General features: G+C 71.9%; 11 protein-coding genes. 7 read left to right on the top strand and 4 right to left on the bottom strand.

Features of this window, described 5'->3' with window-relative positions:
• Positions 1–31: 31 nt before the first annotated feature.
• Positions 32–844: a peptide chain release factor N(5)-glutamine methyltransferase gene (gene prmC / locus AB0B35_RS10560; protein ID WP_361043291.1), complete on the bottom strand. Its 813-nt coding sequence runs from the start codon at positions 842–844 to the stop codon at positions 32–34.
• Between the two features lie 118 nt (positions 845–962).
• Here prmC and AB0B35_RS10565 point away from each other — a divergent pair, with 118 nt between their 5' ends.
• From AB0B35_RS10565 to AB0B35_RS10575, 3 genes are read left to right on the top strand one after another with little or no spacing between them, the layout of a single operon-like run.
• Positions 963–1,961 (top strand): ATP-binding cassette domain-containing protein, encoded by a 999-nt coding sequence (locus AB0B35_RS10565; RefSeq protein WP_361043294.1) that lies wholly within the window; start codon positions 963–965, stop codon positions 1,959–1,961.
• Positions 1,958–2,797: an ABC-2 family transporter protein gene (locus tag AB0B35_RS10570; RefSeq protein WP_361043296.1), complete on the top strand. Its 840-nt coding sequence runs from the start codon at positions 1,958–1,960 to the stop codon at positions 2,795–2,797. The genes AB0B35_RS10565 and AB0B35_RS10570 overlap by 4 nt, the downstream gene beginning before the upstream one ends.
• A gap of 1 nt (position 2,798) precedes the next feature.
• Positions 2,799–3,587: an ABC-2 family transporter protein gene (locus AB0B35_RS10575; protein ID WP_361043299.1), complete on the top strand. Its 789-nt coding sequence runs from the start codon at positions 2,799–2,801 to the stop codon at positions 3,585–3,587.
• Between the two features lie 159 nt (positions 3,588–3,746).
• On the opposite strand, the gene prfA is transcribed toward AB0B35_RS10575, so the two are convergent.
• Positions 3,747–4,835: a peptide chain release factor 1 gene (prfA, locus tag AB0B35_RS10580; RefSeq protein ID WP_360520941.1), complete on the bottom strand. Its 1,089-nt coding sequence runs from the start codon at positions 4,833–4,835 to the stop codon at positions 3,747–3,749.
• An 84-nt stretch (positions 4,836–4,919) separates the two neighbouring features.
• Positions 4,920–5,144 (bottom strand): 50S ribosomal protein L31, encoded by a 225-nt coding sequence (gene rpmE, locus AB0B35_RS10585; protein ID WP_360520943.1) that lies wholly within the window; start codon positions 5,142–5,144, stop codon positions 4,920–4,922.
• Between the two features lie 184 nt (positions 5,145–5,328).
• Between rpmE and AB0B35_RS10590 the strand changes: the two genes are divergently transcribed.
• From AB0B35_RS10590 to AB0B35_RS10600, 3 genes are all read left to right on the top strand, one after another.
• Positions 5,329–6,420 carry a 2'-5' RNA ligase gene (locus tag AB0B35_RS10590; protein ID WP_361043301.1) on the top strand — a complete coding sequence of 364 codons (1,092 nt, stop codon included), beginning with the start codon at positions 5,329–5,331 and terminating at the stop codon, positions 6,418–6,420.
• A 20-nt stretch (positions 6,421–6,440) separates the two neighbouring features.
• On the top strand, positions 6,441–7,322 hold the full coding sequence (locus AB0B35_RS10595; RefSeq protein WP_361043304.1) for an AAA family ATPase: 882 nt from the start codon (positions 6,441–6,443) through the stop codon (positions 7,320–7,322).
• 88 nt (positions 7,323–7,410) lie between these two features.
• Entirely contained in the window at positions 7,411–7,998 is a 588-nt protein-coding gene (locus tag AB0B35_RS10600; protein WP_361043307.1) for a Uma2 family endonuclease, read from the top strand.
• A gap of 131 nt (positions 7,999–8,129) precedes the next feature.
• Here AB0B35_RS10600 and AB0B35_RS10605 read toward each other — a convergent pair whose 3' ends face one another.
• Entirely contained in the window at positions 8,130–11,519 is a 3,390-nt protein-coding gene (locus tag AB0B35_RS10605; RefSeq protein ID WP_361043310.1) for a phosphodiester glycosidase family protein, read from the bottom strand.
• A gap of 148 nt (positions 11,520–11,667) precedes the next feature.
• On the opposite strand from AB0B35_RS10605, the gene AB0B35_RS10610 reads away from it, so the two are divergent.
• Positions 11,668–12,033, top strand: coding sequence for an alpha/beta hydrolase (locus tag AB0B35_RS10610; RefSeq protein WP_361043393.1), 366 nt, complete (start codon positions 11,668–11,670; stop codon positions 12,031–12,033).
• The last annotated feature ends 58 nt before the right edge of the window (positions 12,034–12,091 follow it).

Consider the following 12,091-nt stretch of genomic DNA (forward strand, 5'->3'; position numbering starts at 1 on the left):
ATCTTGAGGACCGTCGCGCCGGACGGGGGCGCTACCTGCGGGCGGTGGTGAAGCGGGGGCGGCCGGCGAGGTCGGGGTGGGTGGTGACGTCGCGCCAGGCGCTGAGGAGGTCGGCCATGGCGGGGGTATGGGTGTCGTCGTGCTCGATGCCGAGGCGGCCGCCGTCGCTGAGCACGGCCCAGGCCCGAGCGATGATCACCGGAATGAGGTCGAGGCCGTGCTCGCCGGAGAAGACCGCCTCGGCGGGGTCGTGGCCGACCTCCGGGGGCACCGCGACCGTGAGCGGCACGTAGGGCGGGTTGCACAGGATCAGGTCGGCGGGCGCGGGCAGCGGCAAGTCGCGGACGTCGCCGGGCAGCACGCGCACCGACGTGTCCGCGGTGTTGCGGCGCAGCCACGGGAGGGCGTCGTCGCTGCGCTCGACCGCGTACACGGTCGCGTCGGGGCGGGCGTCGGCGACCGCGATCGCCAGCGCGCCGGAGCCGCTGCACAGGTCCAGGACCACCGGGTCGGCCACGCCGTGCAGGGCCTCGATGCCCCAGCGGGCCAGCAGCTCGGTCTCGGGGCGGGGGATGAAGACGCCGGGACCGACCAGCAGCTCGCGGTCGAGGAACGGGGCGGTGCCGGTCAGGTGCTGCAGCGGAACACGCTCGGTGCGCCGGTGGACCAGCTCGTCGAGCGCCTCGGCCTGCACATCGGTGACGGAGTCGATCAGCAGCAGGCGTCCGCGGGCCACGCCGAGCACGTGCGCGGCGAGCAGCTCCGCCTCGACCCGGGGTGAGTCGATGCCGGCGGTGGCGAGCCGGACGGCGGCGGCGCGGAGCTGGGCAGAGAGCACTGGCACCCGATCAACCTAGCTGGCGCGGCGGCAGCGCCCGCGCCAGAGGCGGGTGGCCGCGGGGTCGGGACAGCCCGCGAGAAACCGGTTGACCCCTCGCCCGGCACGCTGACATGGTCGGCGCATGTCGTTGGTGGAGGCCCGTGGCCTGACGAAGATCTTCCGTCGGCCGGAGAAGGATCCGGGTCTTCGCGGCTCGCTGAAACATCTGGTGCAGCGCAGGTTCAAGGAGTTCCGGGCGGTGGACGGCATCGACCTGTCCATCGAGGCGGGCGAGTCCGTGGCGTACGTCGGGCCCAACGGGGCGGGCAAGTCCACGACGATCAAGCTGCTCACCGGCATCCTGGTGCCGACGGCGGGCACGGTACGGGTGGCCGGGGCCGAGCCGCACACCGACCGGATGGTCAACGCCCGCAACATCGGCGTGCTGTTCGGCCAGCGCACCCAGCTGTGGTGGGACCTGCCGGTCCGTGAATCGCTGGCCCTGCTGCGCGACATGTACGACCTCAGCCCCGCCTTCTACCGGCAGCGCCTGGAACGCCTCGACGACGTGCTCGGCCTGGCCGACCTGCTGCCCGTGGTGGCCCGCAAGCTGTCGCTGGGCCAGCGCATGCGCGCCGACCTGGCCGCCGCGCTGCTGCACCAGCCGAAGATCGTCTACCTGGACGAACCGACCATCGGGTTGGACATCTCGGTCAAGGACCGGGTCCGGCAGTTCCTGAGGGAGCTGCGCCAGGACGGCACGACGCTCATGCTGACCACGCACGACCTGGGCGACATCGAGGACGTGTGCGAGCGGATCGTCATCATCGACGAGGGCCGCAAGATCTTCGACGGTCCACTGGCCCAGATGAAGGACCGCTTCGCCCGGGTACGCCGCATGCACCTGCAACTGGCCGAGCCGACCCCGGTGGAGAAGCTCGCCGAGCGGCTGCCCGACGTCGAGGTCGTCGCGGGCGACAGTCCCACCGAGGTCACGCTCACCTTCGACCGGTTCACCCATACCGCCGGGCAGCTCATCGCAGCCGTGCTGGAGATCGTCGAGGTCGGCGAGCTGCACCTGGACGAGCCGGCCATCGAGGACGTGGTGCGCAAGGTGTACGCAGGGGAGCTGCTGCGATGAGCGAGCACGTCCTTGAACTCGGCGCCCGGCGGGCGCGGCGGGGTGCGGGCGTGAAGCCCTATCTCGGGCTGCTGCGCATGTCGACGCGGCGCATCCTCACCTACCGGCTGAACTCGCTGATCCTGTGGATCGGCGGCGCGACGTTCCTGGCCGGCTCGCTGGCGGTGTGGCATGCGCTGCTGTCCGAGGGTGCGATCGGCGGCTACGACTGGCACCAGATGAAGGCCTACCTGTTGGTGGGCTGGGCGACCGCGTCCATCGGCTCGGCGTACGGCGACTGGTGGATGGCCTCGCGCATCTTCGAGGGCCACGTGGCCACCGACCTGACCAAACCGCTGGACTACCAGTGGGCCCGGTTCAGCGAACACATGGGCGGCCTGGCCACGGAGTTCATCGCGATCGCCGTCGCGGCGACGGCCATCGTGGCCTTCACCGGCGACCTGATCGTGCCCGGCCCGGCGCAGGCGCTGCTGTTCGCGGTGAGCTTCCTGATGGTCGCGCCACTGAAGTTCACCATCGCGTACATCACCACCATGGCCTGCTTCTGGACGCAGAACTTCATGGGCGTCTCGTGGGCCAAGGACGCGATCGTCACCCTGTTCTCCGGCGCGCTGATCCCGCTGGCGCTGCTGCCGGCGTGGCTGGCCGGCCCGGCCTCGGTGCTGCCGTTCGCCAGCATCACCGCCACCCCCGCCGCGCTCTACCTGGGCCAGGCCACCGGCTGGGAGGCCCTGCGGCTGCTGGCCGTGCAGGCCGCCTGGGTGCTGGCGCTGTGGTGGGGAGCCCGGCTCATCTGGCGGCGCGCGCTGCGCGCCCTCACCGTCCACGGAGGTTGACGTGCGTCGCACGCTGCGGATCTACCGGCGCAGCCTCGGCGCGCACCTGCGCGCGGTGCTGGAGTACGAGGCCGACTTCTGGGTGCTCATCGTCGCCGGGCTGCTGTTCCAGGTGCTCAACCTGATCTTCCTGAGCGCCGTCTTCGCCCACGTGCCGGCCCTCAACGGCTGGTCGTACCCGGAGGCGGTGCTGCTCGCCGGGACGTACGGCCTCGTCAACGGCCTCGGCCCGCTCTTCTTCGAGGGCACCTGGCGGCTCGCCGGGAAGATCAACCACGGCGAGCTGGACTACCCCCTGGTCCGGCCCGCCCCGGTGCTCACCCAGGTGGTCAGCGCGGGCATCGGCTTGCACGGCATCGGCGACTTCATCGGCGGCGGCGCGATGATCGCCTGGGGCCTGGCCAACTCCGACATCGACTGGAGCGCCACCCGCGTCGCCGGCGGGCTGCTGCTCTTCGCCTCCAGCGCCGCCATCCTGCTGTCGCTGATCGTCGTGGGCAACGCGGCGTCGTTCTGGGTCGGCGGCAACCACCCCGTCTTCGCGATGACCCTGATCCGCACCGGCGACATGGCCAAGTACCCGCTCAGCATCTACGGCCTGGCGGTCCGCGCGACCTTCACCGTCCTGGTCCCGTACGCCTTCATCAGCTACTTCCCCGCCTCCTGGCTACTGGGCAAGGAATCCGCCTGGATCGGCCTGCTCACCCCGCTGGTCGCCCTCTACTGCGTCTTCCTGGCCCGCCTCGTCTTCCGCCTCGGCCTGCGCCGCTACGACTCCGCCGGCCACTGACCGCCCGTGCCGGCCGCCACCCCGCCCGGCAGTGAGCCGGGCGCGGCACGCACCAAGGTCGTTCGACTTGCCAGGCAACTGGGCGAAAGCGCGTTCAAGATACGCACACCTGCCCGGCAAGTCGGATGATCTCACTGGCGGCCGGGGGCGCGGCAGGGGTCAGGCGCGGGAGAGTTCGGTCTCGCCGGCCAGGCGGGCGGCGCGGTCGGCGGTGGTGAGGGCTTCGAGGACGCCGTCCATGTCGCCGCCGATGGCGAGGTCCAGGTTGTACGCCGTGTAGCCGATGCGGTGGTCGGTGATGCGGTTCTGGGGGTAGTTGTAGGTGCGGATGCGCTCGGAGCGGTCGACGGTGCGGATCTGGGCCTTGCGGGCGTCGGCCGCGGCGGCCAGGGCCTGTTCTTCGGCGAGCTGGGCGAGTCTGGCGCGCAGCATGCGCATCGCCCGGTCCTTGTTCTGCAGCTGGGAACGCTCGTTCTGGCAGGTCACGACCGTGCCGGTGGGGAGGTGGGTGATGCGGACGGCCGAGTCGGTGGTGTTGACGGACTGGCCGCCCGCGCCCTGGGAGCGGTAGACGTCGATCTTCAGGTCGCTGGCGTCGATCTCGACCTCGGTCTCCTCGGCCTCGGGCATGACCAGGACGCCCGCGGCAGAGGTGTGGATGCGGCCCTGGGACTCGGTGGCGGGGACGCGCTGCACGCGGTGCACGCCGCCCTCCCACTTGAGGCGGGACCAGACGCCGTAGCCGCCGTCGGGCACGCCGCGGGTCTTGATGGCGACCGAGACGTCCTTGACGCCGCCCAGGTCGGAGTCCTGGGAGTCGAGGACCTCGGTGATCCAGCCACGGCGCTCGGCATAGCGCAGGTACATGCGCAGCAGGTCGCCCGCGAACAGCGCGGACTCCTCGCCGCCCTCACCGGACTTGATCTCCAGGATCACGTCCTTGGCGTCGTTGGGGTCCCGCGGGGCGAGCAGCTCGGCGAGCTTCTCCTCCAGTTCCGGCAGGCGCTGCTCCAGGCTGACCGCCTCCGCCGCGAAGTCGGGGTCGATCGAGGCCAGCTCGCGGGCGGCCTCCAGATCGGCGCGCAGCGACTCCAGCTCATGCGCGGTCTTGTGGATCGGGGTCAGTTCGGCGAAGCGCCGCCCCACCTTGCGCGCCGCGGCCTGGTCGGCGTGGATCGACGGGTCCGCCAGCCGCGCCTCCAGCTCCGCGTACTCGGCCAGCAGCGCGGTGAGCCGTTCGTTACTCATGTCCGAATCCTCACTCGACAGCGGTATGACCTGCAACAGCACAACGCCCGCTCCGTGGGTACGGAGCGGGCGTCGTCACGACAGCTACTTGGCGTCCTTCTTCTGAACCTTGGCGTACTTGGCCTGGAACTTGGCCACCCGGCCCGCGGTGTCCAGCACGCGCTGCTTGCCCGTGTAGAACGGGTGGCAGGCGCTGCAGGTCTCAGCGTGGATCGAACCGCCCTTGGCGGTGCTGCGGGTGGTGAAGGTGTTGCCGCAGGAGCACGTGACGGTGGTCTCGTTGTACTGCGGGTGGATACCGGACTTCATAGCCTCGGTCCTTTCGTTTTCATGGGCGCTGGGTCGCTGTCATCACTGCCGGACGCCCGTCCGGACAGCTCGGGCGTGAACCAGTCCCGGTGGCCGACTGACCAGTATGCCATCCGTCCCGATCGCGATCTTCAGCGGCTAACTCGGCTGCGTTTCGCGAACGATTCTCGTAGCGTCTCCGGCCATGTCCCCCACCACAACAACGACCCTCGCCGCTGTCTTCCCGCCCGACGCCCTGGACCGCGCCATGGCCGAGGGGCTCGTCCGCGCGCAGACCCATCCGGAGCTGCCGCTGACGATCTACAACTACACGGAGAAGTGCACGTACGCGAACGCGTGGGACGAGGTGACACTGGCGTGCCGCGGGTTGATCTGTGATGCCGCCGGGACGGTGCTGGCGCGGCCCCTGGTCAAGTTCTTCAACCACGGGCAGCCGGGCGCTGCCGCGATCGGCCTGGACGAGCCGGTGGTGGTGACCGACAAGGCCGACGGCTCGCTGGGCATCGTCTACCCCACCCCGGACGGCCCGGCCGTGGCCACCCGCGGCTCGTTCGCCTCGGACCAGGCCCGGCACGCCACGGCGCTGCTGCGCGAGCGCTACCCGCACTGGTCGCCGCCGGCGGGCCTGACCGTGCTCGTGGAGATCATCTACCCGGGCAACCGGATCGTGGTCGACTACGGCGGCCTGAACGACCTGGTGCTGCTCGGCGCGGTGGAGATCGCGACGGGGCGCTCGCTGCCGCCCGGGGCGGTGGCGGGCTGGCCCGGCCCGGTGGTGGAGACGTTCGCGTACCCGACGTTCGAGCAGGCGCTGGCCGCCCCGGCGCGGCCGGGCCGCGAGGGTCTGGTCGTGCACGCGCTCGCCACGGACGCCCGCGTGAAGATCAAGTACACGGAGTACGTGCACCTGCACCGCATCGTCACCGGGCTGAGTGCCCGCGGCGTGTGGGCGGCGCTGGGCGAGGGCGCGACGGTCGCCGAGATCGCCGAGCCGCTGCCCGACGAGTTCCACGGCTGGGTCACCGAGCTGGCCACCCGCCTCACCGCCGGCCTCGCCGAGCTGGAGAAGCAGGTCGAGCAGGCGCACGACGAGATCATGGAAGGGCTGCCCGAGGGCTGGGCCCGCAAGGACTACGCCATGGTCGCCGGGCGGCACCCGCTGCGCGGATACCTGTTCGCGCACCTGGACGGCAAGCCGTACCGCCGCCAGCTGTGGGAGGAGCTCAAGCCCGACGGCGACGAGCGCCCGCACGGCCGTACCTTCGACGACGAGTGACCACGACAGGAGCCGATGCGATGCCCACCCTCACCATCACCCGCGGCCTGCCCGGCTCGGGCAAGACCACCTGGGCCAAGGAGCAGCCCGGCGTCCGGGTCAACCGCGACGACCTGCGCCGCATGCTGCACGGCGGCAACCTCGGTGCGGGCTGGGCGGAGCGGCAGGTGACCGTGGCGCAGCGGGCCCAGGTGGAGGCGCTGCTGAAGGCGGGAGCGGACGTGATCTGCGACGACACGAACCTGCGTGCCAGGGTCGTCCGCGAGCTGGCCGAGCTGGCGATCGACTGCGGCGCGCAGGTGACCGTGCGCGACTTCACCGACGTGCCGCTGGCCGTCTGCCTGGAGCGCGACGCGGCCCGGCCCGCGGCCGAGCGGGTCGGCCCCGAGGTCATCGAGGGTATGCACGAGCGCTACCTCGCCGGCCGCCGCGAGCCGCTGGTGCTGCCGCAGCGCGGCCCGCGCCTGGTCTACGAGCCGAAGCCCGGCCTGCCCCGGGCGGTGCTCGTGGACCTGGACGGCACGGTCGCGCTGATGGGCGACCGCAGCCCGTACGACCACACCCGCGTCCACCTCGACCTGCCGCACCAGCCGGTGATCGACGCCGTCCGCGCCCTGCACGCCGCGGGCCACACGATCGTCTACTGCTCCGGCCGCGTCGACGCCTGCCGCGACTCCACCGCCGCCTGGCTCGACAAGCACGTCGGCGTCCCGTACGCCGCCCTGCACATGCGCGAGACCGGGGACCCGCGCAAGGACTCCGTGGTCAAGCGCGAGATCTTCGATGAGCACATCCGCGACACCTGGTACGTCGTAGCCGTCCTCGACGACCGCAACCAGGTCGTCCGCATGTGGCGCGAACTGGGCCTCACCGTCTTCCAGGTCGCCGAGGGCGACTTCTGACCCGAAGGAAGGGCACCTTGCCATCGCTATTGGTAGTGGAAGGTGCCCTTCCTAACATGGATGGACAGACATAGGTCGAGAGGACGAGATGAACAGGCCGTCGCCGAAGGTCGCCCAGGACGGGGCGCACATCACGCTGCCGAGCGCGGTGACGGTAACCCCTGACGAGTACGACGCCCTGCCCCCGGATCCCCGGATCGAGCTCGTGGACGGAGTGCTGCACGTCATGACGCCTCCCACAGCCCGGCACCAGATCGTCATGATGAGGCTCGTCACCAGCCTGCTCCGCCGGTGCCCGGAGCACCTGACCGCGCTGCACGAGCAGGAGATCCGCATCGCCGACGACCACCGGCGCAATCCCGACGTGCTGGTGGTGCGCCAGGACGCGGTGAACCTCGACTGGTTCAGCTTCCCGCCCAAGGCCGTGCTGCTCGCCGTCGAGATCGTCAGCCCCGGCACGCAGACCGCCGACCGCAAACACAAGCCCGCCGAGTACGCCGACGCCGGCATCCCCTGCTACTGGCGCATCGAGCCGCTGCCCGAGCTGGTCGTGCACACCTACCAACTCGACGAGACCGACGTGTACGAGTCCACCGGCGTCTTCCACCCCGGCGACGTCATCACGGTCCCCCGCCTCGACTGGGCCACCATCCCCGTCACCGAACTGGTCCCCTGACCGAGCCCCACCTCTCGCACCCCGCGCCACCCGGCGCGGCCCTCCCGCCTGCCGCGGCCCTCCCCGCCTGGCTGACCAGGGGCCGCGCCTGGCCGGGCCCGACTGGGCGAGGCCCGGCCCGGTCCGGCGGGTCAGGGGACGGTGATCGTGGTGGTGGCGGTGACGGCGTTGACCGTCACGGTGAGGGTGGCGGTGCCCCGGCGCAGGGCGGTGAGCTGCCCGGTCGCCGGGTCGTACGCGGCGACCGCGTCACGCGGAGCCGTCCGCGCCGGGCCGATGTGGACCGTGCCCGCCCAGTCCGCCGAGACCGGGTAGGCCACCGGAACAGCCCGGCCGGCCTGGGTGACCACGGCGGACACCGGCCCGCCGGCACCGACGGCCAGAGTCGCGGGCGCGGTCAGGTCCAGCGTGTCCACGTGCGGGCGGATCTCGGCGTGGAACCAGTCCGCCACTCCGGCCTGCGGGAAAAGCCGAGGCACCAGCCACTCCAGCGGGCTGACCGGGTCGACGCCGACCATGGTCCAGCCGGTGAAGCCGCCCTCGGCGGGCGAGGTGGACGGGGCCTTGCCCGAGTTACCGTTGATCAGGTACGCCACCCCGTCGACCTCGCTGGCCGCGAACGTGCCGACGTGGCTGTTCACCATGGCCGCGCCCTTGCCCGAGGCCCACTGGAAGTCGGCCAGCCAGCGTTCGACGGTGGCCACCTCCTTCGCTTCGGCCAGCTCGCTCGCCTGCACCGGCGTGGGGTCGCGGGGCGGGTGGTGGAAGAACACCGCGACCGAGCCGATCGCCGGGTCGCGGGCCGCCTCGTCCAGCGCCTGGCGCAGCATCAGCACCTGGTCGAACCCGCCGCCGCGCAGCGTGCCCTTGGCCGAGTCGAGCATGACCAGGCGGGTGCCCCGGTGGTCGACGACGCGGTGGGTCTCGCCGAACACGGCCCGCCAGTTGTCCAGGTTGCCCGGTCCCATGATCTCGTGGTTGCCCGGCACGTAGTAGTACGGCAGCGTGCCGCCGAGTTCTTCGTCGAGGATCTGCTTGGCCAGCGCGATGTCGGCGGGCGCGGCCTCGTCCACGAAGTCGCCGTTGATCACGAGGAAGTCCGGTGCCGCGGCCTTGATCTCGCGCAGCGTGCGGCGGGCGTTGCGGACCAGGTCGCTGTCCGGGTTGCGGGCCACGAACTGGGCATCGGACATGACCGCGAAGCGCCACGGCTCGTCGGCCGCCGCACCGTCGCGGATCACGAAATCGCGCTCGTACGCCGGGTCGGCCGGGACGTCGATGGTGGCCGGGAGCTTGACGGCGAGGTCGTCGATGACGATCGCGTTGGTGTAGGAGGCCTCCGGTTTGATCTCCGCGGGGTAGAACCAGCGGAACTTGAGCGGGTGCTGCAGCCCGGCCGGGACCGGGAACTCGATCTTCTGCCAGCCGGTGCCGGTGAGGTACGGCCCGCTGAACGCGGGGACGAGCGCGCCGGTGGCGTCGTACACCTGCAGCCGCGCCCACTCACCCCGCCCGGCCTCCGGGTTGACCCACATGCTGACCGCGAGCGGCTGCCCGGGCAGCTCGATGAGCGCCGGCGGGGTCGCGTACGAGGTGCGCGTGCCGGTGGACTGGGTGAAGTCGTACGACATGCGCAGACCCAGCCCGTCGTGGCCCGGCACGGCGGAGACCGCGCAGGTCGCCCGCGCGGTGGTGCACTTCCACGCGGCGGCGTCGTCGAAGTTCGCGACGACCACCTCGCGCGAGCCGACGGTGACGCCGACCCGCGTCGTCTTGCCGTCGACGGTCAGCTCGACCACGGTGCCGCCGTCGGCCTTGCCGGTGACCCGGAAGCCGCCCGCCCCGTCCGGGGCGATGTCCACGACCGACGTGTCGTAGCTGAGCTGGACCTCGCCGGCCTCGATCGGCGCGCTCAGCGCATCCCGGTCGAAGCCCAGCACGCCGAAGCTGCCGGTGCTGCCCGTCCCGGCCAGCGACAGCCGCCCGGTGGTCGGGCTGATCCGCTCCAGCCGGTTCAGCACGGTCATGGTGAGCTGCCCGGACGCCGATCCGCGGGACGCGGTGACGGTCGCCTCGCCCGGCAGGAGTCCACGGAAGGAGCCGTCGACGACGCGGCCGGACAGCACGGGGAACACCTTCCAGGACGGGGTGCCCGTCGCGGGGCCGTAGGTCTCGTCGTAGCCGGCCGCGGTCAGCCGCCGGGAGTGCCCGGGGAAGACCCGGTCCGGCCGTCCCCCGCGTACGTCGTTGAGCGTCGGCGCGGTCATCGGGGCCGTCGCGGTCTCGACCCAGTAGCCGCTCAACCGTCCGGTGCCGACCGGCGACAGCACCGCGAGGCCGTTGGGCGTGGGCCGCTCGCTGCCGTCCGACGGCGCGTTCTCGATCTGCGGCGCGGCGGTGCCGGGCTCGCGGGCCAGCAGCGTCGACGAGCCGCCGCCGTCCAGGTTCAGGGCGTCGTGCGCGCCCAGGCGCTGCATCATCACCGCGAGGTCGCGCAGGGTCAGGCCGTGGCTGTCGGCCTGCCGACCGTCCACGGTGAGCAGGTACATCTTCGTGCCGGTGGCGTCGAAGCCGACCGCGCTGCGCGGGTTGTCGCTGTCCACGACCGCCCCGTCGGCAAGCTGCCCGCCGCGCACCAGCCACGCGTTGCCGCCGATGGCCGTGGTCAGCTCGCCGCCGTCGGAGCTGCGCGGGCGGTAGGCGACCGCGACCCGGGTGCCCGGGGTCAGCGCCGCCAGCGCGTCCGCGCCCGCCTCGCGACCGAGCAGCACCTGGGTGCCCTCGGCGATCGCGCCGCTGCCCGGTGTCGCCGAGACGGACTCGACCGCCCCGTCTCGCAGCACGACCTCGGTGACCCGGCCCGCGCCGGTCACCGGCCGGGCGCGGCCGAAGTCGCCCCACAGGCCGGTGTACACCCCGATCGCGTTCGCGCCCAGGACGTGTGTGTTGAAGCCGCTCAGCGCGAGCGCGGCGCCGCCGTCGGGCGTGGCCGTGCCCTCGAAGTACACCTCGACCAGGCGGCCCACGTCACCGGCGGTGAAGCCGACGGCCTTGTGGTGGCCGGCGATCGGGGCCTGGATCAGCTCGCCGCCCTGGATGCCGACGCCCTGTGCCGCGCCGGAGTTGTTGATGTCGAAGAAGTCGCCGTTGACCGCGCCGACGACCCGCTTGTCGTCGCGGGCGGCCAACTGCTGCGACAGCGGCTGGGTGGCCGCGACCGCGCCCGGGAACACGTAGTCGACGGTGGCGCTGCCGGACAGGTCCACGGTGAGCGCGTCGGCGCGCAGGAAACCACGGGCGTCGTACCGGTCGAACGAGGTCAGGGTGACGCCGGGCGCGACGGGCCGGGTGCTGGTCGGGGTGTCCACGTAGTCGGGTCCGACCACGACGCCGCCGTCCTGCCCCGATCCCGCGGGGGTGGGCAGCGCGGCGGCGGCAGGCTGTGACAGGGCCGTTCCGGCGGTCACGGTGAGCGCGGTCAGGGCAGTGAGCAGGGGGTGTATCCGCCTTCGTGAAGGCACGGTTCCTCCCGGGGGTGTGGGGTGCTGCCGCCAGTGCAGTCCCCTCCGGAGAGGCGCGCGCGGCAGTGCGGATGCCTGAAGGAAAACTTCAGTCAAACAATAGAACCCGAAAGGTAATTGCACATCCCCCGATCCCGGACCATCCGCGATCCGGCCCCGGGCGACCCGGGCCGGATCTAGCCTGGGAGCTATGGCAGACAAGCCGACCATCGTCTTGGTCCACGGCTTCTGCCAGGACCTGCCCGCCGACGATTCCCTGGTCATGGCGGTGACCCAGAAAGCGCCCCTGGCCTCCACCTTCGGTGACACGATCACTGCGCCCGCCTGGCGGGCCAAGCCGACCTGGTACCAGGTCTCCACCCAGGACCGCATGATCAACCCGGACAACCAGCGCCGCATGGCCGAGCGCATGGGCACCCGGCGGACCATCGAGCTGGACGCGGGCCACGCCTCGCCGGCCTCTCAGCCCGGCCCGGTCACCGACCTGATCGTCGAGGCGGCCGAGGCGGGCTGAGCCCGTACACGCGAAAGGGCCGGCACCTCGCGGTGCCGGCCCTTGCCGTTTGTTCGCT

This window comes from Catellatospora sp. NPDC049133 (assembly GCF_040648455.1).
GTDB lineage: Bacteria > Actinomycetota > Actinomycetes > Mycobacteriales > Micromonosporaceae > Catellatospora > Catellatospora aurea.

Bases quoted from the DNA above. Each gene is read 5' to 3' on its own strand.
- AB0B35_RS10565 (WP_361043294.1), top strand. From the start codon at position 963: ATGTCGTTGGTGGAGGCCCGTGGCCTGACGAAGATCTTCCGTCGGCCG.
- AB0B35_RS10570 (WP_361043296.1), top strand. From the start codon at position 1,958: ATGAGCGAGCACGTCCTTGAACTCGGCGCCCGGCGGGCGCGGCGGGGT.
- prfA (WP_360520941.1), bottom strand. From the start codon at position 4,835: ATGAGTAACGAACGGCTCACCGCGCTGCTGGCCGAGTACGCGGAGCTG.
- rpmE (WP_360520943.1), bottom strand. From the start codon at position 5,144: ATGAAGTCCGGTATCCACCCGCAGTACAACGAGACCACCGTCACGTGC.
- AB0B35_RS10590 (WP_361043301.1), top strand. From the start codon at position 5,329: ATGTCCCCCACCACAACAACGACCCTCGCCGCTGTCTTCCCGCCCGAC.
- AB0B35_RS10595 (WP_361043304.1), top strand. From the start codon at position 6,441: ATGCCCACCCTCACCATCACCCGCGGCCTGCCCGGCTCGGGCAAGACC.
- AB0B35_RS10600 (WP_361043307.1), top strand. From the start codon at position 7,411: ATGAACAGGCCGTCGCCGAAGGTCGCCCAGGACGGGGCGCACATCACG.